Origin of the sequence: Streptomyces sp. NPDC097981, from assembly GCF_040302565.1 — a bacterium.
In the GTDB taxonomy this organism is placed as follows: domain Bacteria; phylum Actinomycetota; class Actinomycetes; order Streptomycetales; family Streptomycetaceae; genus Streptomyces.
Genome location: NZ_JBEORW010000034.1, coordinates 42,064 through 63,641, shown reverse-complemented (window position 1 = coordinate 63,641; position 21,578 = coordinate 42,064). Strand labels below are relative to the sequence as shown.

Genomic DNA, 21,578 nt, shown 5'->3' with positions numbered 1-21,578 from the left:
CGTAGCAACCCGGACTCGAGGCACCACGCAGTGCCATCGGAGGCAAGCTGATGTCCACGAAACCCCGCATCCGCCAAGGCTCGGCCCCGAGCACTCTGCGCGGCCCGAGCAGTGCGGAGGTCTGCCCATGACCAAGGTTCCGGCCGTGCTGGAGATGCGGTCGATCACCAAGACCTTCCCCGGCGTCACAGCGCTCGCCGACGTCAACCTGGTCGTCCGAGAGGGCGAGATCCACGCGATCTGCGGGGAGAACGGCGCCGGCAAGTCCACCCTCATGAAGGTGCTGAGCGGCGTTCACCCGTACGGCAGCTACTCGGGCGAGATCGTCTACCGCGGCGAGCACATGCGGTTCCATGACATCCGGGCCAGTGAGCAGGCCGGGATCGTGATCATCCACCAGGAGCTCGCGCTGGTGCCGGGCATGTCGATCGCCGAGAACATCTTCCTCGGCAACGAGCCGCGCAGGCGGGGCGGGATCGACTGGAAGGCCGCCCGGCGCCGGGCGCTGGAGCTGATGGAACAGGTCGGGCTACGGGAGGATCCCGACACGCTGGTCAAGGACATCGGCGTCGGCAAGCAGCAGCTCGTGGAGATCGCCAAGGCGTTCGCGAAGGACGTGAAGCTGCTCATCCTCGACGAGCCGACCGCGGCTCTCAACGAGGACGACTCCCAGCACCTGCTCGACCTGCTGCGCGGCTTCCGGCAGCGGGGCATCACCTCCATCATCATTTCGCACAAACTGGGCGAGATCGAGGCGGTCGCCGACAGCATCACGATCCTGCGCGACGGCCGCACCATCGAGACGCTCGACGTCAAGGCGGACGGCGTCAACGAGGACCGCATCGTGCGCGGCATGGTCGGCCGCGAGCTCAGCAGCCGGTTCCCCGACCACACGCCCGACATCGGCGAGGTCTTCTTCGAGGTCCGTGACTGGACGGTGCAGCACCCGAGCTCCGGCGAACGGCTCGTGTGCAAGGGGTCGACCTTCCACGTCCGGCGCGGCGAGATCGTCGGTTTCGCCGGCCTCATGGGCGCCGGGCGCACCGAACTCGCGATGAGCCTGTTCGGGCGCTCCTACGGCACCTACCTGTCCGGCCGGGTCTTCAAGGACGGCGAGGAGATCCGGCTGAAGTCGGTGTCGGACGCCATCCGCCACGGCCTCGCCTACGTCAGCGAGGACCGCAAGTCCATCGGCCTCAACCTGCTGGACGACATCAAGACCTCGGTGGCGGCCGCCAAACCGTCGAAGATCGCCAAGCGCGGTGTCATCGATCCGGTGCGCGAGTACCGCGTCGCCGAGGACTACCGCACGAGCCTCAGGATCAAGACGCCCGGCGTCGACGAGGGCGTCGTCAAGCTCTCCGGCGGCAACCAGCAGAAGGTCGTCCTGGCGAAGTGGATGTTCACCGACCCGGACCTGCTGATCCTCGACGAGCCGACCCGCGGCATCGACGTGGGTGCCAAGTACGAGATCTACGGGATCATCCAGCGGCTCGTGAGCCAGGGCAAGGGAGTCATCGGCATCTCCTCGGAGCTGCCCGAACTCATCGGACTGTGCGACCGCATCTACACGGTCTTCGAAGGCACCATCACCGGCGAGGTCCCGCGCCGCGACGCCGACCCCGAAGTGCTGATGAAGCAGATGACCTCCACGAAGAAGAGCGCGACCTCATGAACCGAGTCAAAGACCTGCACAAGAACCTCTTCGGAGGCACGGCCTCCAACGCCCGCCAGTTCGGGATGATCTTCACCCTCGTGGCGATCGTCCTGCTGTTCCAGATCTGGACCGGGGGACTGACCCTGACCTCCGGAAACCTCATCGCGGTCGTCAGCCAGTACTCCTACATCCTGATCCTCGCCATCGGCATGCTCATGGTGATCGTCGCCGGGCACATCGACCTCTCGGTCGGCTCCGTCGCCGCGTTCACCGGCATCGTGGTCGCCAAGGCGATGGAGGCGTACGCGCTCCCGTGGCCCCTCGGCATCGCACTCGGCCTTCTCGTCGGCGCGCTGATCGGCGCTTGGCAGGGCTTCTGGGTCGCCTACGTGGGAGTGCCCGCGTTCATCGTCACCCTGGCCGGGATGATGCTGTTCCGCGGCGGCAACCAGTACATCGGCAACGCCGACACGGTGCCGGTCCCCGAGGACTTCCGGGAGATCGGAGCGGGCTTCCTGCCCGAGGTCGGGCCGGACACCGGATACAACAACCTGACCCTGCTGCTCGGGCTGGCGGCCTGCGCGGGCATGGTGTGGCGCGAGTGGAAGGCGAGGCAGACCCGCCGCGAGATGAACGCCGACGTGGCACCCCTGTGGATCACGGGCATCCGCCTCGCGGTGATGCTGGGGGTCATCGTCTTCGCGACGCTGCGCTTCGCGGGCGGCCGCGTCGGCACCAGCCTGCCGATCTCCGGCATCATCCTGATCGCCCTGGTGCTCGCGTACTCGTACTACACCCGCAACACCATCGGCGGCCGGCACATCTACGCGGTCGGCGGCAACGCCCGCGCGGCCGAGCTGTCCGGTGTCAAGCTCAGGCGGGTCAACTTCCTCGTCATGACGAACATGTCCGTACTGGCCGCCCTGGCCGGCATGATCTTCGTGGCGCGGTCCGCCGCATCCGGCCCGCAAGACGGCCTGAGCTGGGAGCTCGACGCCATCGCGGCCGTCTTCATCGGTGGCGCGGCGGTCTCCGGCGGCCTCGGCACCATCAGCGGCTCGATCGTCGGCGGCCTGGTCATGGCACTGCTCAACAACGGCCTCCAGCTGGAGGGCGTCGGCTCCGACATGGTCCAGATCATCAAGGGGTTCGTCCTCCTCTTCGCCGTCGCGTTCGACGTCTACAACAAGCGCCAGGGCCGCTTCTCGATCATCGGCTCGCTCATGCGCCCCTTCCGCCGGGAGGAAACGGCCGCCGCGGCCGCCCCGGCTTCCGAACCCGACAAAGCGCCGGTCGCAGGCTGACCGCCACTCACTCGCGGGCCGCGGCCCGTGTCACGTCCCCCCGGTAACAGCAACACTGCACGAAGGGCTCAACTCACCATGCGCAGAATCATCGCCAGAGGCATCGCCGCGGTCGGCGCCGTCGCCCTGCTCACCATGGGCACGGCTTGCTCCAACGAACGCGAAGGGTCCACCGGCACCGGGAGCACCGACGCCAAGGGCTTCGCACAGGACTCCCTCGTCGGTGTCGCGCTGCCGTCGAAGACCTCGGAAAACTGGGTGCTCGCCGGCGACCTGTTCACCGACGGCCTGAAGGCGGCGGGCTTCAAGGCCGATGTGCAGTACGCGGGTGCCTCGACCACCGTCGCGGACCAGCAGTCGCAGATCTCCGCCATGGTCACCAAGGGCGCCAAGGTGATCGTCGTCGGCGCCACCGACGCCTCGCAGCTCGCCACGCAGGTGGCGCAGGCCAAGCAGGCCGGCGCGGCTGTCATCGCCTACGACCGCCTCATCACCAACACACGCGACGTCGACTACTACATCGCCTTCGACAACTTCAAGGTCGGCCAGCTGCAGGGGCAGGCTCTCGTCGACGGTATGAAGGCCAAGAAGCCGCAGGGGCCGTGGACGATCGAGCTGTTCTCCGGCTCGCCCGACGACAACAACTCGAAGGTCTTCTTCGACGGCGCGATGTCCGTCCTCAAGCCCTTGATCGACAAGGGTGACATCGTTGTCGGATCCGATCAGAAGGACATCAAGCAGACCGCGATCCAGGGCTGGAAGGCCGAGAACGCCCAGCAGCGCATGGACTCTCTGCTGACCTCGACCTACAACGGCGGCAAGCAGCTCGACGGCGTCCTGTCGCCGAACGACACCCTCGCCCGCGCGATCCTCACCTCCGTGAAGGGCGCCGGCAAGCCGGTTCCGGTCGTCACCGGGCAGGACTCCGAGGCCGAGTCGGTGAAGTCGATCATGGCCGGCGCGCAGTACTCCACCATCAACAAGGACACGCGCAAGCTCGTCGCCGAGACCATCAACATGGTCAAGTCCCTCCAGAAGGGCGACAAGCCGCAGATCAACGACACCAAGTCGTACGGCAACGGCTCCAAGGTCGTCCCGGCCTACCTCCTCCCGCCGGTCATCGTGACCAAGGAGAACGCGGCCGAGGCCTACGCCAACGACCCCAAGCTGTCCCCGCTCACCAAGTAACACACCCACCCGCAACGTCGCGCCCCGGCGGTACGCCCGGGGCGCGACGACACGGCTGCCATGCGGACAGGCGAGAGACAACGCGATCGACCCCGGCGACGGGGTGACGCCTGCCTGCGAGACGCCCCAGAGAAAGAACGGATGCGCTCGTGTACGGAGCACTCGACATCGGTGGTACCAAGATCGCCGGAGGGATCGTCGACGCCGACGGCCACCTGGTGGCCCGGTCGCAGTGCGCCACGCCGGCCCACGGCACGGCCGAGGAGATGATGGCCGCGGTCGCGGCGGTCCTGGACGACATGGCTGCCCACCCTGAGTGGAAAACGCTCACCCACCTGGGGATCGGCAGCGCAGGCCCGGTCGACACCGTGGCCGGGACGGTCAGCCCGGTCAACATCCCGGCCTGGCGTGCCTTTCCCCTGGCCGACCGGATCCGGGCGCTCGCGAGCGTCCCGCCCGGCGTCGAGCCCGTCCTGGTGGGGGACGCGGTCGCGATGACCGCCGCCGAGCACTGGACGGGCGCCGCCAGAGGAGTGGACAACGTCCTGGGCATGGTGGTCTCCACCGGCATCGGCGGCGGCTTGATCCTGGGCGGGGCACTGTACGCCGGCCCGTCGGGCAACGCCGGGCACATCGGCCATCTCACCGTCGACCACACCGGGGGACCCGAGTGCCCGTGCGGAGCACGCGGCTGCGTGGAGCGGCTCGCCAGCGGCACCGCCATCGCCGCCCACGCCGTGGAATCCGGCTGGGTCCCGCCCGCCGGTGTCCAACCGACGGCCGCAGCGGTTGCGGACGCCGCCCGCGCCGGTGATCCGCGAGCCGCTGCGGCATACGACCGTGCCGGACGGGCCCTCGCCGCCGCGATCGCCGCCACGGCGGCGCTCGTCGAACTCGACCTGGTCGTCATCGGCGGCGGTGTCGCCCAGGCCGGCGAAACACTTTTCGCGCCGCTCCGGCGCCACCTCGCCGACTACGCCGTCCTCGACTTCACCCGCGACCTGTCCGTCGTGCCCGCCAAGCTTGCGACGGACGCCGGCCTCATCGGAGCGGCCGCCGTAGCCGGGCTGTCGCACTCGGGCCGCGGAACGCATCGGCTGCCCACCGCCCACCCGTAACCGACCGGAGCCAAGCGACCGTGGACCTGCTCACCACCACCATCCGACCTTACGCCTGGGGCTCCGCCACCGCCCTCGCCGAGTTGATGGGCATACCGCCCACCGGCGAACCCCAGGCCGAACTGTGGCTGGGCGCCCACCCCGCCGCCCCGTCCCACGTCGACCGGGGACAAGGGCCGCTCGCACTGGACAAGCTGCTCGCCGCCAGCCCGACGGCCGAACTGGGACCCGCCCTCGCGCGCCGGTTCGGCCCGCGACTGCCGTTCCTGCTGAAGGTGCTGGCCGTCGACACCCCCCTGTCGGTCCAAGTCCATCCCGACCTCGCCCAGGCCGCCGCCGGCTTCGCGCGGGAGAACGCCCTGGGGATCCCACTCGACGCTCCGCACCGCACGTACCGCGACGACCAGCACAAGCCCGAGATGATCGTCGCCCTGACCCGGTTCCAGGCCCTGTGCGGCTTCCGATCTCCCAGGCGGTGCGCCGACCTCCTGGAACTCCTCGGTGTCCCCGGTCTCAGACCGCATGCCGCGGCGCTTCACGCCCGCCCGGGCGACGCCGCCCTCCGACAGGTCTTCACCGCGTTCCTCACACCGCCGGCCGGTCTGCTCACCGCCGTCACCGAGGCCGTCCGGCGCGCCTCCGCGGACGGCGGACCGTACGAGGCGGACCTCGCCGCGTACGCAGCCATCACCTACGCCCATCCCGACGACCCCGGCCTGCTGCCCGCCCTGATGCTGAATCATGTGGAGCTGGAGCCCGGGGAGGCGCTGTTCCTCGGCGCGGGCATCGCGCACGCCTACCTGTCCGGCCTCGGCGTGGAAATCATGGCGAGTTCCGACAACGTCCTGCGCTGCGGCCTGACGTCGAAACACGTGGATGCGGCTGAGCTGCTGGAGATCGTTCGTTTCACCGCGTTCCCGGTCCGAACCCTCGCCGCGCGGTGGGACGCCGCGACCGGGGAGCACCTCTACCCGGCCCCTGTCGAAGACTTCAGGCTCTCGCGGTTCGACCTCGTACGAACGGACGCGCCGCGCACGCTCACGGCAGACGCACCCCAGATCGTGCTGTGTGTCCGCGGTGAAGCCACCGTCGCCTCGGAAGGACGCTCGGTGGGTCTCAGCCCGGGCCGCGCTGTCTACGCTCCCGCCGGCGACACGCTCCGGCTCAGCGGAGAGGGAAAGGTGTTCCGCGCCACCTCGGCCGTACGGACCCGGCCCGATCAGGGAGGTCCCACCCCGTGAACCCCTGTCTGCGTGCCCCCGCTGCCCTGGCCGCCCTGGCGCTCCGCTACCCCCGGTCACCGGCCAGGACACCGAACTCGCCGTTGTGCAGCGCATCGTGGCGGGCGAGCAGTTCATGAGCGCCCTCTGCCCTCTGCCCGACGGCCGCGGCGCGGACGTCGTCCTCGCCCTTCCGGATCGTCGGTGCTGGACCTGTCCGACGAGCACCGGACTTGTCGTGCTGTGCGGTGAAGCCGGGTTCCGGCGCGGCGATGAGTCTGCGGGCATCCGCAGGTCTATCTCTTGACGCAGACAACCGACTCATCGGGAGCAAGCCATGGGCCTCATCCACATCGAGATGTTCGCGACCCTCGACCTCGTCGGGCAGGCGCCCGGCGGTCCGGACGAGGACCCGGTGGGGTTCCCGTTCGGCGGCTGGCAGGCGCCCCTGCTGGACGAGGTCGCCGGGGCGCAGATCGGAGCTGCGTACGAGGGCACGGACGCCCTCCTGCTCGGCCGCCGGACGTACGACATCTTCGCCGCCTACTGGCCGCACCAGAAGGGCGGCGAGGACGGCGAGATCGCCACGCTCTTCAACAGCGTCCCGAAGTACGTGGCCTCCCGCGGCAGGCCCGACCTCTCGTGGGCCGGGTCCACGCAGCTCGGCCCGGACCTGGCCGACGCGGTGCGCGAGATCCGGGACCGGCACGAGCACGTGAAGGTCGTCGGAAGCCTGAACCTCGTGCAGACCCTCCTGCGCGAGAAGCTCTTCGACCGTCTCGACCTCTGGCTGCACCCGATCGTGCTCGGCGTCGGGAAGAAGGTGTTCGACGATGGCGCGGTGCCCACCAACGTCACGCTCCTCGAACCCCCGGCAGCCAGCCCGAAGGGCACCGTGTACCTGCGCTACGGGCTCGCCGACGGTACGCCCGCCACGGGCGACATGAGCGCACCCGATCGCGGTGTCGGAAGCGACGACTGAAGCCGCGCGGCGTGCCTGGCGGGTCCGGATGCTTCAGCTGCACCGCCTTCGGCGCCCCCGTGGGCAACGACTGGTACGGCGGTGCCATCTCCGGCCGGCGGCAATGGCCGGTACCGGTCTCCCCGGTACCGGCCCTTGCGTTCCGTTGCTCTCCGCTGCGTTCGCCCCGAACCCGTCCGAGTGGTTGTACGGACGGAATGCCGTAGTGCGGGAGTGTCGTCATCTCGCGCTGCGCCCACCCGGCTCGATCATGTCGTGCCATGGCACCTCGTGAACTGCGCTGGACATGGGCCTCGTGGCGTCCTTGGATCCTCGGGATGGCGACGGCTGCGCTGCTGGCCGCGACCCCCTCGTACGCTGCGGCGGCAGAGCCGTACCCGAACAGGGCTCCGGTCGGCGGCGACGACGACGGCGGCGCGGGCGCCGTGTGCCCACCGGGTTACGGCGGCTGGTTCACTCCCCACAGCGTTCTGTCCTTCCGGAGCGGCCCTTGCCGCCCACCGCGCCACTGCCCCGACGGCTCGACCGACTGTGACGGGCCCAGCCTGCCCGCCACCGGTGCGGTCACGGTGGTCAAGGAGGACTTCGACACGGGCAATCCGCTGGCCGGCGCCGTCTTCCAGATGTGGGAGGAGACCAATGGCATCCCGGGCCTCCAGACCACCGGCGCCGACCCGGACACCGACATCGGCGGTCCCTGCACCACCGGGGCCAACGGTGTGTGCTCCCGTACCGTGGACTTCGGCACGTACTACTGGGTGGAGACGCAGGCTCCGCCCGGGTACGAACTGCCGACGAACCCGGTGTTCGGCCCGCTCATCCTGTGGCAGGAGAACGTCGACGAGGGCGTGACGGTCATTGCCGAGAACGCACGGGAATCCGATGGGCTCGAAGCCCGTCACATCGTCCGGACCGGCCCACCGGCCCTGGGCGCAAGCCACACCACGAGCGAGTGACCCGCAAGCGGCCGTAACCTGGTGGCAGAGCACGGCCACGGCGGGGCTGGTCACGTCGTGCGCGGCGAGGCGCGGCACGGTGACCCGCCCATGGGACCGGCCGGCTGACGGCTGCTCCTCCGCTCGGGACGGACCCCGGTTGCTGCCCACGGGGCGGGGAATACGGTCCCGGTTTCCGGTCGGCGCATGGCCGGGTACAGCTCCAGGACACCTCCGTCGGCGAGGACCACGGCGTAGTGGTCCGGCCCGTTGCCGTGCCGTGCCGCTCCGGTACGAGGTCGAGGCCGAGGCCGACGTAGAAGTCGCGGCACGCCTCCAGCCGGGTCGTGTAGATGACGAGCAGGTCGATGGTCATGAAGCGCCACCCGCGCCGGCCACGGGGCCCACGGGGCCGGCGGGCGCGTTCCTTCGCCCGTAGCGCGCAGCGGTGTAGCCCTGGATGCCTACAGACCGACAGCGAGCGGCCCGGGAGTCCAGCACGGGCCGCGCGCTCGACATGATCACCGCCGAGTACGCATCCTCTGGGCATGGAATTCCTCGTTTACCACCGGGACCGGCCCGGTTCCCTGCCCCTGCGTGAAGAGCTGCTGGAGGAGCACTGGTCGTACATGGACCGGTACGCCAAGGAGATGATCGCCCGGGGGCCGACCTTCGCCGACGACGGCGAGACCCTCTCCGGCAGCGTGCACATCGTCGATCTGCCAGGTCCGGCCGCGGCGCGGGCTTTCGCCTTCGACGAGCCGGGTTACCAGGCCGGCGCCTACCGGGACGTGCTGCTGCGCCGGTGGCGCAATGCCCTGGGGCGCACGATGTGGGACTTCCCTCGCGGCGTCAGCGGCGGCAACCGATATCTGGTGCTCGGGCTGGGCGCGGGGGAACCGGTCGACCTGGAGGTGCCGCCGGACCGAAAGGCGTTGATCGCGTACGGGCCGCTGCTCTCCGACGACGGCGCCGCGTGGCTGGGTACCGCGGCGTTGGTCGAGGCGCCGGACCCGGAGAGGGCCCGCTCCGTCCTGACCGCGGACCGGTACGCCGACGTCGAGGTGCACGACTGGGAGTTCGGCGGCCGACGGTAGTGACGATCCTTCACCGAACCGGGCGGCTGCGACGGCAGTCGGCCGGTTCGGTCGTAGGACCGTGGTCAACAGGTACCTGCGTGTGGTGGTAGTCGCGGGCCCGGTCGGAGGCGCCGTGCCCAAGGATGCCGCAGCCCTGTGACCCGTGGCGAGGCCCTGGCCGACCGCCAGGGCTTGACGATCCGCTGGATGGAGGCCCTTCCATGGGCTGGCGCCCACTCCACCTCACCGAGTCATCCCGTTTGCTGGGCAGCCCCCTCGGCGGACGTGCGCTGCCGTTGTTCCGACCATCGGCTGACCTGATGCTCGCCTACCTGCTCGATGGCGGCGAGCAGTTGGGCTCGGGCCTGTGCGTCGCGGTCGCCTTCGGGGAGCAGCTGGTACCGGTTGACCGCGCGGCGCAGGGATTCCCGGGCCTGGGCGGCCAGTACCCAGCGCGGTCCCGGTGCGAAGACCTGGCGGAACCCGGTGAAGAACAGTGCGCCACCGGCAATGAGAGCCGTGACCCAGGCAGGGGCGTGCAGGCCGGCCGCCACCACCGTGGCGGAGGCGCTGGCCAGCGCGCCCAGTTCGATGGTGCGGTGCCAGCGCCGCGAGGAGTCGCAGATGCCCTGGTAGAACGCGAGCTCGCGCTGAGCGAGGGCGAGCAGCGGGTCGGGAGCGGTGTTCCAGGCGTGATGATCTGGGCTCTGTCTGAGCATGGACACCATCCTGGCCGCCGACGGCCATGGTGTCAGCCGTTCGCCGAGGGCACCCCTTCTGCGCTGCTGCAGCAGCGATCAGTGATTTCCGGCGAACCCGTCGGCAGGCCGGCCTGTATTTCGGTGAGCGGGACGGTCCCGCTCCGGGACACCACGACATCGGCCAGTGCCTGCACATCGGGCGGCTCGGCCCCGACGAACCCGGTCAGGTGGTACCGGCCCGCAAGGACCGGATCCAGCCCTGCGGCGGCAGCGCGGAACTCGTCCACGTTCGCCGGTCCGCATTGGTGGATCACGTTTGCATGGCTCAACAGCCAAGGGAGCACGTTCCGGACAACCCCGTTGATCTGCTGCGCGCCCTGCGCGCCGCCGGTGAAGTACACCGTCGGCAGGCGCCGGTCGAACCCGGCGAGGCTCAGAGCCTGCACCGCCTTGTCCGCGTGCCCGGTCCGACCGCGCGCTTCGACGCGCTGTGGGACATGCTGCGCGCCGTCCCCTGAGTCCGTTCCTGCCGAACTACACCGCCGAGAAGTTCTTCGTGGCTCTGGGACTGCTCGTGCAGGTCAGCGGCGACGAGGACGAGGCGGTCGTCTGCTTCGGCTCGCTCCACCGCGGGACCCTGACGCCGCTGCTCGAACACGACTGCCGCTGGTCCCGCTTCGACGGGTGAGGTCCAGGACTGGCGTGTACCAAGGCGTGGTACGGCCCGTACCCCGAACTCCTGCGGCAGCAGTTCGAGGGGGTGATGTGGCTCTTCAGGACGGGCGGGCAGCAGCGGGAGATGCCGAAGGGGACCGGCGCCTTGCCGACCGTCTCCAACCGCTTCCGGCAGTGGCGCGACGTCGGCGTGTTCGAGGCCCTGCTGGAGGGCCTGATCGCGGACGCCGCGAAGCGGGGTGATGGTCAGTATCGACTCCACCAGGCGCGCGCTCACCACGCCGCCGCCGACGCCGATCCCGAACGGGGGGGGTGCGACGATGCGTCCGGCGCCGTCGGAAGCTCCGCCTGAAGGCCGCACTCCTGTTGATCCGCGAGTCCGCTCGACAGGCACGCCGGCCGCCGTTCCTGCTGACCTCACGGTTGATTGTCCTTGAACCCAACGTGACCCTGACGAACCGAACGCGCAGTCGAGGTTAGGGTGTCCCTCGCACCATTCACGGGGGATTTCGTGGACATAGACATCAAGACCCACTATGTGCGGCAAAGTGCAGGGGGAGCGCGCACGGTCGCTGAAGAGGCACTGGAGAACCTTCGCCAGTCCCTCGATTCGAGTGATACGGCAGCCGACGGCCACCACGGCTGGGCCTCCGGCCGCGGCGTTGAACTGCGCCAATTTCGTATCTTCGTCCCTTGAGGCCGGAGGCATGCAGGAGAAGTTCGACTTCTGGCTGGGGCCCCGCGGGGACAACACCTGGGGACGGGAGAGCGGCCTGGGGTGGCTCTGGCTGGACCAGCGGAGCCTCAGGGCGAGATCTATCACGCTGCCGTCGTCACCTCTGTGACCCCTGGCGGCGACATCAAACTGACCCAGCACACGAGCTCGTTCCAGAGCGTGAGCCTGGACAGGCGCGAACACGTCGCCACCAGGAACCACGGCGATCAGCGCATCCGCATCGTCCGACCCCACCCGAATTGGTACTGATGGACACTCCTCCCTCCACCACCGCGTCCGGCGACATCACGCGGCAGCGTCCGGTCACTCCCGGCATCGTGATCTCCGCGCTCATCGTCCCGGCCACAGCCGCTCTCGGCGTGGTCAGTTCGTACTACGTGCAGGTCATCCACGGGGATTGGATCGACCGGCAACAGGCAGCTTGTCGGCACATGCCCTTCCCGAAAACGGAACACGTCGCCGGTTGGGCAGGGCTGGCCCTCGGTCTGTCGGCGGTGGTCGTCTGCGTGCTGCTCGCCAGGCGGCTCCGGCGACGCCATGGTGTCCGGCTCTGGGACACCTGGCCGGGGCTCCTGGCCCTCATCAGCGTGTCGATCAATGTGCCGGCGATCCTGCTGGAGTTGTTCATGGTGTGGGCCATGCAGACCCCCGACGGGTCGGGGTCGGTCCTCGGTGACTGCGGTTGACGAGGCTGCCGGCGTGGTGTCGTCAGTGTGAGTCCGGTCGCAGTGAGGCATCCGTCGATGATGTCGCTGCGGCCGGACCCGCTCGCGGAACGCCTGCCTCTTCGCAGTGAGATCCCCACCCTGCGGATGCCTCACACACTCCGCATACCGTGATGATCACCGATCGTCACCCCCTACGACGACCCCGCCTTCAGCTGTATTCGCGGTTTCGGATGCGTTCACCTGCCCTCGCCGCCGGAGCCCGGGGCTCCTCGACGTAGCCGCGGGCTGCGGAGGCGACACCGTCACGTACACACCCGGCCCGACGCAGGCGCCGCGGTTCTTTCCGTCGCGACCGTCTGCCCCTGTGCCGTGCCGGCGGGGGCGGGATGGTGTGGGCGCAAGATACGGGCTCGTGGCGCCTGGGCTGGTTTCCTCCCGCTGCTCGCCCCTCAGGCCGGAGTCTTCGGGCGCTTGTTCGGTCGGTGGCCGGGTTCGTTAGGCTCGCCGGAATGGAAGCCCGCACCCCGCCCGTCCTTCTCCTGCCCGCACCCCGCACCTCGACCGCCGAACTCATTGCCCGGGCAGCAGCCTGGCGCGGCTACGAGGTGGCCGACCGGGCGGCGCGTGCCGAAGGACGCCGGGTGCACTGGTACGGAGGCCCCCGTGCGGCCGCACGCCTTGCCGGCCCGCTGGGCCTCGGGCTGCTCGAACCGGCCGACGACTGGCTGACGCACGTACCGCGCCCCCTCCTGCGGCGCTGCGTACGGCTCACCACCCTCGCCGAGGCCCGGGCGCTGCGGGAACGGGCCTTCGTGAAGCCGCCCTCGGCCAAGATCGACCTGCTGCCCGCCGCCGTCCACGAGGACGGGACCAGCCTGCCCGGCGGGCTCGATGGCTCCACGCCGGTCCTGGTGAGCGGGGTGGTGGAGTTCACCGCCGAGTACCGGCTGTTCGTCCTCGACGGCGAAGCCGTCACCGGAAGCCGCTACGCCCTCCACGGACGTCTCGACCCGGCGCCGCTGGACGCCGAAAGCCGTGCCTTCGGCCGCACCGTCCTCGACGCCACGGCCGCCGGTCTGCCCAGCGCGGTGTGCCTGGACATCGGCCGGCTCGCCGATGGCGGCTGGGCGGTGGTCGAGGCGAACATGGCCTGGTTCGCCCACTGTTACGCCGCCGAACCGGACCGCGTCCTCGACGTGGTGCTCCGCGCCGCCGGCCCGATCGCCGCGGTCGCCGAGCGGGACCGGCCCTACCTGAGCGGCTCAGCGGCCCGTCGGGAACGGGCTCAAGGCTGACCGGAGTCGCCGTCCGAGGGCACGCCTGGCGCCCGTGGTGACCGCTGTTCACCGCTCTGAAGGGCACGGTTGGGGCACGCTCTCGACCGAGGTCGGGATGAGGGGTTCTCCGCTCGGGCGGGCCGGGGCCTCGTAGTGGTGCTCACGGTATCGGCGACCGGATGCTGCGCATGCAATGGGCGAGCGTGGCAGCCGACGATCCGTGGACGCGCAGGACCCGGTCCGCAGGTCAGGTCCGGCGCAGTAGTGGCGCTACTCCCGGGGGAGTACGGGAGGGTCCGCGACGCCCGGGGGAGTAGGGGCGATCTCCTGCGTTGGCGTGAGGGAACGGACCTTCGGGGGCGGGACTCTGGAGGTGACCGGGCGGGCCATCGGGGCCACCGGGCTGAGTTCATGCGGAGGGCCCGAGATGGGGCAGACGGGGCGGGCGGGCGTGTACCGCAGGGTGATTCCTTGGGGCGTGCTGGTGTTGTGGGTGATCGCGATCGCCGTCGCCGGGCCGTTCGCGGGCAGGCTCGCGGACGTACAGCGTGACCGGACGGCGGACTATCTGCCGTCGGGAGCCGACTCGACGCAGGTGGCCAGGCTCCAGGAGGAGCTGCCCGGCGGCGAGGTGACCGGCGTGCTGCTCGTCTACCACCGCGACGGCGGGCTGACCGCCGCCGACCGGAGCACCGCCGAACGGCAAGTCGCGGCGGTCACGGTCCCGGAGGGTACGACGGCCAGAGGATCCGCCGAGCCCCCCGCGCTGCTCGCCGGGTCGAAGGATCCCCGGGACTTCGGCGCGACCCTCCGCGGACCCGGTGTTCCGTCCGGGGACGGCACCACTCTCATGTACGCGCTGTCCACGGCCGCGCCCGGCACGGACGACGCGGCGAAGAAGGCCTTCGTCGAGGGTGTACGGGCCCATGCGCGCGGTACCGACGGGCTGACCGTGTGGGTCGGCGGCGACGGCGCCGTCGAAGTCGACGCCAAGGAGGTGTTCGGCTCCATCGACGGGACGCTGATGCTGGCAACCGGCCTGGTGGTGGCCCTGCTCCTCATCCTCACCTACCGGAGCCCGGTGCTCTGGCTGGTGCCGCTGGTGGTGGTCGGGGCGGGTGCGGTCTGCGCGCGGGCCGCCGTGTACGGGCTCGCCTCGGGCTTCGGGCTCACCGTGACCAGCCAGAGCGCCGGGATCATGACGGTCCTGGTCTTCGGTGCGGGTACCGACTACGCACTGCTGCTCGTCGCCCGCTACCGCGACGAACTGCGCCGTACCCCCCTTCCGTACGATGCGATGCGCACCGCGCTGCGCGGTTGCGGGCCGGCGCTGCTGGCCTCCTGCGGGACGGTCGTGGCGGGGTTGGCCTGTCTGCTCGCCGCCGACCTCAACAACATCCGCGGCCTCGGCCCGGTCGGTGCGGTGGGCGTACTGTGCGCGCTGATCGCGATGGTCACGCTGTTGCCGGCGGTCCTGGTGCTGCTCGGACGGCGTGTGTTCTGGCCATTGATTCCCGCGTACGGCAGCGAACCCAAGCAGCGCAGACTCGACGTCTTCGCTGCGATGGGGAGTTCGGCAGGCAAGCGGCCGGTCGCCGTGCTCGTGACGGGAGTCGTCCTGCTCGGCGCGCTGGCGCTCGGTGTGTTCCACCTTCCCGGGGCGCTCAAGAGGGAGGACAGCTTCACCAGCAAGCCCGAGTCGATCGCCGGCATGGGAACGCTGGCCAAGGCCTTCCCGGATCGCAGCAGCCGGCCCATCGAGGTCATGGCGCCCACCGGAGCAGCCGACCGGATTCTCGCCGAAGCCAGGTCTGTCGAAGGCGTCGCGAGCGCCGAGAGGGGCCGCAGCGGCGGCGGCTGGACCGAGATCGCCGTCACCGCCAAGGCCGCGCCCGAGTCCGCAGGGGAGAGCGCCGCCATCGAACGGCTGCGGGCCACGCTCGACGGCGCGCACGTGGGCGGCGCGAGCGCCCGGCAACTCGACCTGGCCACCACCAACGCCCACGACCGCCTGATCGTCATCCCCCTCGTCCTCGTCTCGGTGCTGCTCGTCCTCGTCCTGTTGCTGCGCAGCCTGGTCGCCGCGCTGCTGCTGGTCGCCGCCGTCGTGCTGGTGTGGGGCGCGGCGCTGGGTATCGGCGGACTGGTCTTCGGCCCGGTGTTCGGCTTCACCGGCGTCGACCCGGGGCTGCCTCTGCTGACCTTCGTCTTCCTGGTCGCCCTCGGCGTCGACTACGGCATCTTCCTGATGCACCGCACCCGCGAGGAGACCCGGGGCGGCGCGGAGCCGGGGCAAGCCGCGCTGACCGCGTTGCGCACCACCGGTGGAGTGATCGCCTCGGCCGGGATCGTCCTGGCGGCGACCTTCGCGGTGCTCGCCTCGCTCCCCCTGGTGATGTTCGTGGAGATGGGCACGGTCGTCGCGGTCGGGGTGATCTTGGACACCTTCCTCGTCCGCACGTACTTGGTGACGAGCGCCAGCGTGCTGCTGGGCCGCAGGATGTGGTGGCCGGGCCGGCCTTCCGCCGCCCCGGCCCCGGTCGCCGGATCCGCGCCGCAACTGGTCGGCGACCGGCGATGAGAGCGACGATGTCCGGGTGGATGAAGTGACCGACCCTCCGAGCGCGGCCGAGCGCGTACTGCGCGCACTGCACCAGGACCCCCTGGCGGCGGCGCACCCGACGCGGAACGACGCGGTGATCGCGGCCGGTGTCGCCCTGCTGTGCGGGGCCATTGCGTACGCCGACACCGCGATGCGGCCGGACGCGCTCGGGTGGGCCCTGCTCGCCTGCTCGGCCCTGGTCCTGGCGTGGCGGCGGCGCCACCCGGTCGGGGTGGTGGTCGCGACCGTCGCCTGCATCGCCCCGTACCAACTGCTCGACAACGCCCACGCCGCCCCCTTGCCGGCCGGAATGCTCGCCCTGTACACCGTGGCCGCCACCGGCACCGTCCGCCGGACGGTGACGGTCGGCGTGTGCGTCGTGGGCTTCGCGGTGAGCGCCATGTCGTCCAACGGCGTCCACCGCGCCCTGGACGTACTGCGCACCTCCGGCTGGCTGGTGGCGGCCCTCGTGCTCGGCGTCGCCGTCCGCAACTACCGCAAGTACCTGGCCGAGGAGCGCACCCGGGTCGGACAGGCCAACGACCGCAGGATCGCGGAGGAGCGTCTGCGCATCGCCCGCGACCTGCACGACCTGCTGGCCCACAGCATCACGCTGATCGGTGTCCGTACGTCGGTCGCCGCCCATGTCCTCGCCGTGGACCCGGACCGGCTCGACCGGGCGGCGATCGCCGAGGCGCTGGACTCCATCGCCGACACCTGCCGCGAGGCCCGCGCGGAGCTCCGTACCACCCTGACCGTGCTCCGCGCCGACGAGCACGGGCCGCTGCCGGACCTCGCGGGGCTGCCGGATCTGGTCCGTACGGCCGAGGCGGAGCTGGTCATGGACACCGACGGAGTCCATGTCCCGTCGGCGGTGGGGGCCGCCGCCTACCGCATCGTCCAGGAGTCGCTGACCAACGCGGTCCGCCACGCGGGTCCCGGCGCCACCGTCCGGGTGCGTGTGGCGTCGGCGGACGGGGCTCTGCGGCTCACTGTCAGCGATGACGGCCGGGGACCGGGAGCGGGTTCCACCGCCCCGGGTTTCGGCATCGTCGGCATGGGCGAGCGGGCCCGCAGCGTCGGCGGCACCGTGCGGACGGGCCCCCGCTCCGGCGGCGGCTTCGAAGTCGCGGCCAGCCTGCCGCTCCCACTCCCACCCCGTTCCCCGGAGGCATCCGCGTGACCACACCACCGGACGGTCAGGACCGCGTCATCCGGGTGCTGCTCGCCGACGACCAGACGCTCGTACGGGCGGCCTTCGCGATGCTCATCGAATCGGCTCCCGGCATGGCGGTCGTCGGACAGGCCGCCAACGGGCGGGAAGCCGTGGAACTGGCCCACGCCGAGCGGGCTGACGTGGTCGTCATGGACATCAGGATGCCGGGAATCGACGGCATCGAGGCGACCCGGCTGATCGCCTCCACCGAGGACCTGGCCGGGGTGAAGGTCCTGGTCCTCACGACGTACGACACCGACGAGAACGTCGTCGAAGCGCTGCGGTCCGGGGCCTCCGGCTTCCTCGTGAAGGACACCAGGCCGGCCGAACTCCTGGCCGCCATCCGCACGGTGGCCGGTGGCGAGTCGCTCCTTTCACCGGGCCCGACGGCCCGGCTGATCGCCCGGGTCCTGCGCACCCCGAGTTCGGCCCCGGCCCCCGCAGCCCTCGACCCGCTCTCCGACCGGGAGCGGGAAGTCCTCACCCTCGTGGCCCGGGGCCTCAACAACACGGAGATCGCCGACGCGCTGGCCCTGAGCCCCCTCACCGCGAAGACCCATGTGAGCCGGATCATCGGGAAGTTGGGGGTACGCGACCGGGCGCAGCTCGTGATCGTGGCGTACGAGTCAGGGCTCGTGGTGCCCGGAGACGGTGAGCCATGAGCCTGGCTTCCTGACCGAGCGGGCAGGGAAGGGGGTGCACATCTCGTCCACGCCGGTCAGCCGGCGCTGCCGCTTCCGCTGCCCGACCGCCGCCTGTCCGGCGGTGACGTTCGCCGAGCAGCTCGCGGGGCTGACCACCCCGCACAGCCGTGACCACCCCGCACAGCCGCTGCACCCCGCTGCTGCGGCTCGTCAGAGCCCTGCCTGGGCCAGATGCCGGCGAGGCGGAGGTGCTGGGCATCGACGACTTCGCCTTCCGCAAGGGCCGCCATTACGGCATGTTGCCGGTCGACGAGGCCACCCACCGGCCGCTCCATCTCTTCGACGGCGGTGGGGGCGAGGACCTGGCCGCATGGCTCCGCCGGCACCCCGAGGTGAAGGTCGGTGGGGGCGCCAAGCCCTCGCCGGGGTTCCGGTACGACACGCCATGACGCCGGACCCGGTCACGCCGTGGTGCCGCTGTCGCAGGTCACGGTCGTCGGCGTGGACGATCCCCTGGCTGACCTGCTGCCCCGCATCGAGCCGGGCGCAGCGCACCGCGTTCTGGTGCTCGACGCGGACAGACCGGTCGGCATCGTCTCCGCGTCGGACGTCAGCCGCACGGTCACGTGGCTGATGGCGACCACTCCGCGCAGGCGCGGTGAGCACCGGGGCGCGTAGTGCCTGGCCCTGGCGGTGGACGGGGGCTTGTTCTCGCAGGTCTTCTGTGCGCCGTCGTGGGGCCTGCCCCCGCAAAGCGTGCTCCGTCCTGCCGATGGTGCGCGAAGCGCCGATCCTGTAAGTGGGAGGTCCGCCTTTCGGCCTGCACCTCATCGAAGTCCGGGAGGCAACTCGCCGGGGGTTCATCCCCCGACGTCGAGGTGGCTGTCCGGTCGTACCAGTCCGGCAGCTGCCCGACCCGGCGACCGAGGAGGCGGTCATGGAAGGCCAGCAGGAAGTCTTGGCGCGAACGGTCGCCGCCGTGATGCGCCCCGCGGCGGTGACGGTCGATGCCGGCGAAACCGTGCTCGTGGCGTGGGAGCTGCTGCAACGGTCGGGCTCCCGTCATCTTCCGGTGGTGCGTCCGGACGGTCGCTGTGTCGGCTTGCTGGACAGGGCTGATGTGGCGGTCGCCTGTGCGGCACCTGCCGTCTCGTTGTCCGTCCTGCGGGTGGACGAACTCCTTCGGGGCCACGGGCCGGCGCTCGTACGCGTGGAGCAGACCGTACGCCACGCGGTGGACCTGATGACGTACACCGAAGCCGACGCCCTTCCGGTGCTGGCTGAGGACGGGCGTCTTGCCGGGGTGCTGACCGCGGCCGACATCGTCGCGGTCCTCGCCGGCCATCCGGTGCGGGAGGGGCCCGCAGACCGGCGGCCACAGGTCCCCACGGTGCTGCCCGGGCTGCCGCATCGGCGGGACTACCGTGGCACGGCCGTTCCCTGACCGCCGGACGACGCGACGCGCGGGTGAGGCGGGGTGCGATGAGACCGTACGGAGCCGCCGGATGCGGCGGGTATCGCGGTATTCCGCATACGGCGGACCTGCGAGTGGAGGCGTGGGCCCCCACGCGCGAGGAGTGCCTGACGCAGGCGGTGCGGGGTGTCTGCGAGTCGTTCCTGGACCTGGCGGGGGCGGCCGGTGCCCATCGGCGGGAGATCGTGGTGCAGGCGGACCGGGAGGAGGATCTGCTGGTCGGTCTACTGGAGGAGGTCGTGTACTGGCTCGACATCGAGGGCGAGGTCCCGGTCGATGTGGAGCTGATCCCGGTCGACGGCGGCGTGCGCGGCGTTCTGCGGATGGCCGACGCCGGGTCGCTTCCGGTGACGGGCGCCGCGCCGAAGGCCGTCACACTGCACGGGCTGGCTCTGACCCGCGGGCCAGACGGCTGGACGTGCTCGGTGACGCTCGACGTGTGACCCCCGCCCCGGACGGTGGCACAGGGAGACGGCGGCCTTGCAGCAGCTACCGCACGACGCCGGCGCCCTTCTTCAGGCGGCCTCCTGACCGCACCGGTTTCGGGGTGAACCCCGCGCCGCGGGGCGGGCGGCCGCCGCGCAGACGGGAAAGCGTGCAGAGAGGGTGACGAGCATGGACATCAGGCTGGTGCAAGAGACCCCCGTCCGGTTCCGCATCGAGCCGCAGGGCACGATGCGCGTTCCCGGCGTCGTCTTCGCGACGCGGGAGCTCCTGCCGCAGGCGGCCGGGGACAAAGCGCTCGAACAGGTGGCGAACGTGGCGACGCTGCCCGGTATCGTCCGTGCCTCGTACGCCATGCCCGACGTGCACTGGGGATACGGCTTCCCGATCGGAGGCGTGGCTGCCACCGACATCGACGCGGGCGGTGTGATCTCGCCCGGTGGTGTCGGGTTCGACATCTCCTGCGGCGTCCGGCTGCTCGCCGCCGGCATCGACCGCGACCCGCTGGCCCCCCGGATGCGGCGCTTGATGGACATCCTCGGCGACACCGTGCCGCGCGGCCTGGGACCCGGCGGGCTGTGGAAGCTGTCCGGACGCCCCCAGCTGGAGGAGCTCATGGTCGCCGGGGCCGCGTACGCGGTCGAGCACGGCAGGGGAGTGGCCCGTGACCTGGAGCGCTGTGAGGACGGCGGGACGCTGGCGGGGGCGGATCCCACGCAGGTCGGCCAACGGGCTGTGGACCGTGGGCTCCGGCAGGTGGGCAGCCTGGGGTCGGCCAACCACTTCCTGGAGGTGCAGGCCGTGGACCGGGTGTACGACGCCCGGACCGCGACTGCCTTCGGCCTGCACCCCGGCCAGGTGTGCGTCATGATCCACTGCGGCTCGCGCGGCCTGGGCCACCAGGTGTGCAGCGACCACGTCCGGGTCATGGACCAGTCCCTGCGCGCCTACGGCATCCAGCTGCCGGACCGGCAGCTGGCATGCGCGCCCGCCGTCTCCGTACCGGGCCGGGCCTATCTCGGGGCGATGGCGGCCGCCGCCAACTACGGGCGCGCCAACAGGCAGTTGCTCACCGAGGCCGCGCGTCACGCCTTCACCGTCGCCGCCGGGGTGGGTCTGGACCTGGTCTACGACGTCTCCCACAACATGGCGAAGATCGAGACCCACGACGTGGACGGGGTACGGCGTCGACTGTGCGTCCACCGCAAGGGCGCCACCCGGGCCCTGCCGCCCCGCCACCCGGAGCTGCCGGACGACCTCGCGGAGTCCGGGCAGCCGGTCCTGGTGCCCGGCACCATGGGCACGGCCTCGTACGTGATGGCCGGTGCCGCCGGCAACGACGCCTTCTGGTCGTCCGCCCACGGCGCCGGACGCGTCTGGAGCCGCCACCAGGCGCTGCGCCGGGTCCGCGGCGAGCAACTGCACGCGGAGCTGGAATCCGACGGCATCGCGGTCCGCCCGGCCTCCTGGCGCGCGCTCGCCGAGGAGGCACCGGACGCCTACAAGGACGTCGACGCCGTGGCCGCCGCCACGGAGGGAGCGGGGCTCGCCCGGCTGGTCGCCCGCCTGGTACCGCTTGGGGTCGTCAAGGGATGAACAATCTCGCGCATCTTCACCCGCGGAAGCGGGCCGGTGCCAGAGGCGGCGCCGTCGGCGGC

General features: G+C 71.0%; 23 protein-coding genes. 21 read left to right on the top strand and 2 right to left on the bottom strand.

The window, feature by feature from the left end:
- Positions 1-127: 127 nt before the first annotated feature.
- The 8 genes from mmsA (at position 128) to ABTY04_RS28425 (ending at position 9,501) form a co-directional block, all read left to right on the top strand.
- Positions 128-1,675: a multiple monosaccharide ABC transporter ATP-binding protein gene (mmsA, locus tag ABTY04_RS28460; RefSeq protein ID WP_352216253.1), complete on the top strand. Its 1,548-nt coding sequence runs from the start codon at positions 128-130 to the stop codon at positions 1,673-1,675.
- Positions 1,672-2,961, top strand: a complete 1,290-nt coding sequence (mmsB, locus tag ABTY04_RS28455; protein ID WP_352216252.1) for a multiple monosaccharide ABC transporter permease — start codon at positions 1,672-1,674, stop codon at positions 2,959-2,961. Before mmsA ends, mmsB begins: the two co-directional genes overlap by 4 nt.
- A gap of 78 nt (positions 2,962-3,039) precedes the next feature.
- On the top strand, positions 3,040-4,149 hold the full coding sequence (locus ABTY04_RS28450) for a substrate-binding domain-containing protein (RefSeq protein WP_352216251.1): 1,110 nt from the start codon (positions 3,040-3,042) through the stop codon (positions 4,147-4,149).
- A 149-nt stretch (positions 4,150-4,298) separates the two neighbouring features.
- Positions 4,299-5,267 carry an ROK family protein gene (locus ABTY04_RS28445; RefSeq protein ID WP_352216250.1) on the top strand — a complete coding sequence of 323 codons (969 nt, stop codon included), beginning with the start codon at positions 4,299-4,301 and terminating at the stop codon, positions 5,265-5,267.
- Between the two features lie 20 nt (positions 5,268-5,287).
- Positions 5,288-6,508 carry a mannose-6-phosphate isomerase, class I gene (gene manA / locus ABTY04_RS28440; protein WP_352216249.1) on the top strand — a complete coding sequence of 407 codons (1,221 nt, stop codon included), beginning with the start codon at positions 5,288-5,290 and terminating at the stop codon, positions 6,506-6,508.
- Positions 6,509-6,824: 316 nt separating this feature from the next.
- The gene (locus tag ABTY04_RS28435) at positions 6,825-7,469 is read left to right on the top strand and encodes a dihydrofolate reductase family protein (RefSeq protein WP_352216248.1); all 645 of its coding nucleotides are present in this window, start codon (positions 6,825-6,827) and stop codon (positions 7,467-7,469) included.
- 317 nt (positions 7,470-7,786) lie between these two features.
- The gene (locus ABTY04_RS28430; RefSeq protein WP_352216247.1) at positions 7,787-8,425 is read left to right on the top strand and encodes a prealbumin-like fold domain-containing protein; all 639 of its coding nucleotides are present in this window, start codon (positions 7,787-7,789) and stop codon (positions 8,423-8,425) included.
- Positions 8,426-8,952: 527 nt separating this feature from the next.
- Positions 8,953-9,501, top strand: a complete 549-nt coding sequence (locus tag ABTY04_RS28425) for a YciI family protein (RefSeq protein ID WP_352216246.1) — start codon at positions 8,953-8,955, stop codon at positions 9,499-9,501.
- A 233-nt stretch (positions 9,502-9,734) separates the two neighbouring features.
- Here the strand turns inward: ABTY04_RS28425 and ABTY04_RS28420 are convergent, their stop codons facing one another.
- On the bottom strand, positions 9,735-10,202 hold the full coding sequence (locus ABTY04_RS28420) for a DUF4231 domain-containing protein (RefSeq protein WP_352216245.1): 468 nt from the start codon (positions 10,200-10,202) through the stop codon (positions 9,735-9,737).
- Positions 10,203-10,234: 32 nt separating this feature from the next.
- Positions 10,235-10,630, bottom strand: coding sequence for a glycosyltransferase (locus ABTY04_RS28415; protein ID WP_502996738.1), 396 nt, complete (start codon positions 10,628-10,630; stop codon positions 10,235-10,237).
- 110 nt (positions 10,631-10,740) lie between these two features.
- On the opposite strand from ABTY04_RS28415, the gene ABTY04_RS28410 reads away from it, so the two are divergent.
- The 13 genes from ABTY04_RS28410 (at position 10,741) to ABTY04_RS28350 (ending at position 21,516) form a co-directional block, all read left to right on the top strand.
- The gene (locus ABTY04_RS28410) at positions 10,741-10,872 is read left to right on the top strand and encodes a hypothetical protein (protein WP_352216244.1); all 132 of its coding nucleotides are present in this window, start codon (positions 10,741-10,743) and stop codon (positions 10,870-10,872) included.
- Between the two features lie 9 nt (positions 10,873-10,881).
- Positions 10,882-11,211, top strand: coding sequence for a transposase (locus ABTY04_RS28405; protein WP_352216287.1), 330 nt, complete (start codon positions 10,882-10,884; stop codon positions 11,209-11,211).
- A gap of 159 nt (positions 11,212-11,370) precedes the next feature.
- Entirely contained in the window at positions 11,371-11,556 is a 186-nt protein-coding gene (locus ABTY04_RS28400; protein WP_352216243.1) for a hypothetical protein, read from the top strand.
- Between the two features lie 287 nt (positions 11,557-11,843).
- A complete protein-coding gene (locus ABTY04_RS28395) occupies positions 11,844-12,281 on the top strand; it encodes a hypothetical protein (protein WP_352216242.1) in 438 nt (145 codons plus the stop codon).
- A 491-nt stretch (positions 12,282-12,772) separates the two neighbouring features.
- Entirely contained in the window at positions 12,773-13,558 is a 786-nt protein-coding gene (locus ABTY04_RS28390) for an ATP-grasp domain-containing protein (RefSeq protein WP_352216241.1), read from the top strand.
- Between the two features lie 409 nt (positions 13,559-13,967).
- Positions 13,968-16,121, top strand: coding sequence for an MMPL family transporter (locus tag ABTY04_RS28385; protein ID WP_352216240.1), 2,154 nt, complete (start codon positions 13,968-13,970; stop codon positions 16,119-16,121).
- Positions 16,122-16,137: 16 nt separating this feature from the next.
- The gene (locus ABTY04_RS28380) at positions 16,138-17,325 is read left to right on the top strand and encodes a sensor histidine kinase (protein ID WP_352216239.1); all 1,188 of its coding nucleotides are present in this window, start codon (positions 16,138-16,140) and stop codon (positions 17,323-17,325) included.
- Positions 17,326-17,405: 80 nt separating this feature from the next.
- Complete coding sequence (locus ABTY04_RS28375; RefSeq protein ID WP_502996739.1) at positions 17,406-18,020, top strand: response regulator; 615 nt, start codon at positions 17,406-17,408, stop codon at positions 18,018-18,020.
- Positions 18,021-18,169: 149 nt separating this feature from the next.
- On the top strand, positions 18,170-18,451 hold the full coding sequence (locus ABTY04_RS28370; RefSeq protein WP_352216237.1) for a hypothetical protein: 282 nt from the start codon (positions 18,170-18,172) through the stop codon (positions 18,449-18,451).
- Positions 18,405-18,680, top strand: a complete 276-nt coding sequence (locus tag ABTY04_RS28365) for a CBS domain-containing protein (protein ID WP_352216236.1) — start codon at positions 18,405-18,407, stop codon at positions 18,678-18,680. The genes ABTY04_RS28370 and ABTY04_RS28365 overlap by 47 nt, the downstream gene beginning before the upstream one ends.
- A 259-nt stretch (positions 18,681-18,939) precedes the next feature.
- Complete coding sequence (locus tag ABTY04_RS28360) at positions 18,940-19,446, top strand: CBS domain-containing protein (protein WP_352216235.1); 507 nt, start codon at positions 18,940-18,942, stop codon at positions 19,444-19,446.
- Positions 19,447-19,484: 38 nt separating this feature from the next.
- On the top strand, positions 19,485-19,919 hold the full coding sequence (locus tag ABTY04_RS28355) for an archease (RefSeq protein WP_352216234.1): 435 nt from the start codon (positions 19,485-19,487) through the stop codon (positions 19,917-19,919).
- Between the two features lie 172 nt (positions 19,920-20,091).
- Positions 20,092-21,516: an RtcB family protein gene (locus tag ABTY04_RS28350; RefSeq protein ID WP_352216233.1), complete on the top strand. Its 1,425-nt coding sequence runs from the start codon at positions 20,092-20,094 to the stop codon at positions 21,514-21,516.
- Positions 21,517-21,578 lie beyond the last annotated feature (62 nt).

What these genes read in the sequence shown, in the direction of transcription:
- ABTY04_RS28355 (WP_352216234.1), top strand. Translation starts at nt 19,485, where the DNA reads ATGAGACCGTACGGAGCCGCCGGATGCGGCGGGTATCGCGGTATTCCG.
- ABTY04_RS28360 (WP_352216235.1), top strand. Translation starts at nt 18,940, where the DNA reads ATGGAAGGCCAGCAGGAAGTCTTGGCGCGAACGGTCGCCGCCGTGATG.
- ABTY04_RS28425 (WP_352216246.1), top strand. Translation starts at nt 8,953, where the DNA reads ATGGAATTCCTCGTTTACCACCGGGACCGGCCCGGTTCCCTGCCCCTG.
- ABTY04_RS28375 (WP_502996739.1), top strand. Translation starts at nt 17,406, where the DNA reads ATGCTCATCGAATCGGCTCCCGGCATGGCGGTCGTCGGACAGGCCGCC.
- ABTY04_RS28390 (WP_352216241.1), top strand. Translation starts at nt 12,773, where the DNA reads ATGGAAGCCCGCACCCCGCCCGTCCTTCTCCTGCCCGCACCCCGCACC.
- ABTY04_RS28395 (WP_352216242.1), top strand. Translation starts at nt 11,844, where the DNA reads ATGGACACTCCTCCCTCCACCACCGCGTCCGGCGACATCACGCGGCAG.
- mmsB (WP_352216252.1), top strand. Translation starts at nt 1,672, where the DNA reads ATGAACCGAGTCAAAGACCTGCACAAGAACCTCTTCGGAGGCACGGCC.
- mmsA (WP_352216253.1), top strand. Translation starts at nt 128, where the DNA reads ATGACCAAGGTTCCGGCCGTGCTGGAGATGCGGTCGATCACCAAGACC.
- ABTY04_RS28420 (WP_352216245.1), bottom strand. Translation starts at nt 10,202, where the DNA reads ATGCTCAGACAGAGCCCAGATCATCACGCCTGGAACACCGCTCCCGAC.
- ABTY04_RS28385 (WP_352216240.1), top strand. Translation starts at nt 13,968, where the DNA reads ATGGGGCAGACGGGGCGGGCGGGCGTGTACCGCAGGGTGATTCCTTGG.
- ABTY04_RS28435 (WP_352216248.1), top strand. Translation starts at nt 6,825, where the DNA reads ATGGGCCTCATCCACATCGAGATGTTCGCGACCCTCGACCTCGTCGGG.
- ABTY04_RS28430 (WP_352216247.1), top strand. Translation starts at nt 7,787, where the DNA reads ATGGCGACGGCTGCGCTGCTGGCCGCGACCCCCTCGTACGCTGCGGCG.
- ABTY04_RS28450 (WP_352216251.1), top strand. Translation starts at nt 3,040, where the DNA reads ATGCGCAGAATCATCGCCAGAGGCATCGCCGCGGTCGGCGCCGTCGCC.
- ABTY04_RS28350 (WP_352216233.1), top strand. Translation starts at nt 20,092, where the DNA reads ATGGACATCAGGCTGGTGCAAGAGACCCCCGTCCGGTTCCGCATCGAG.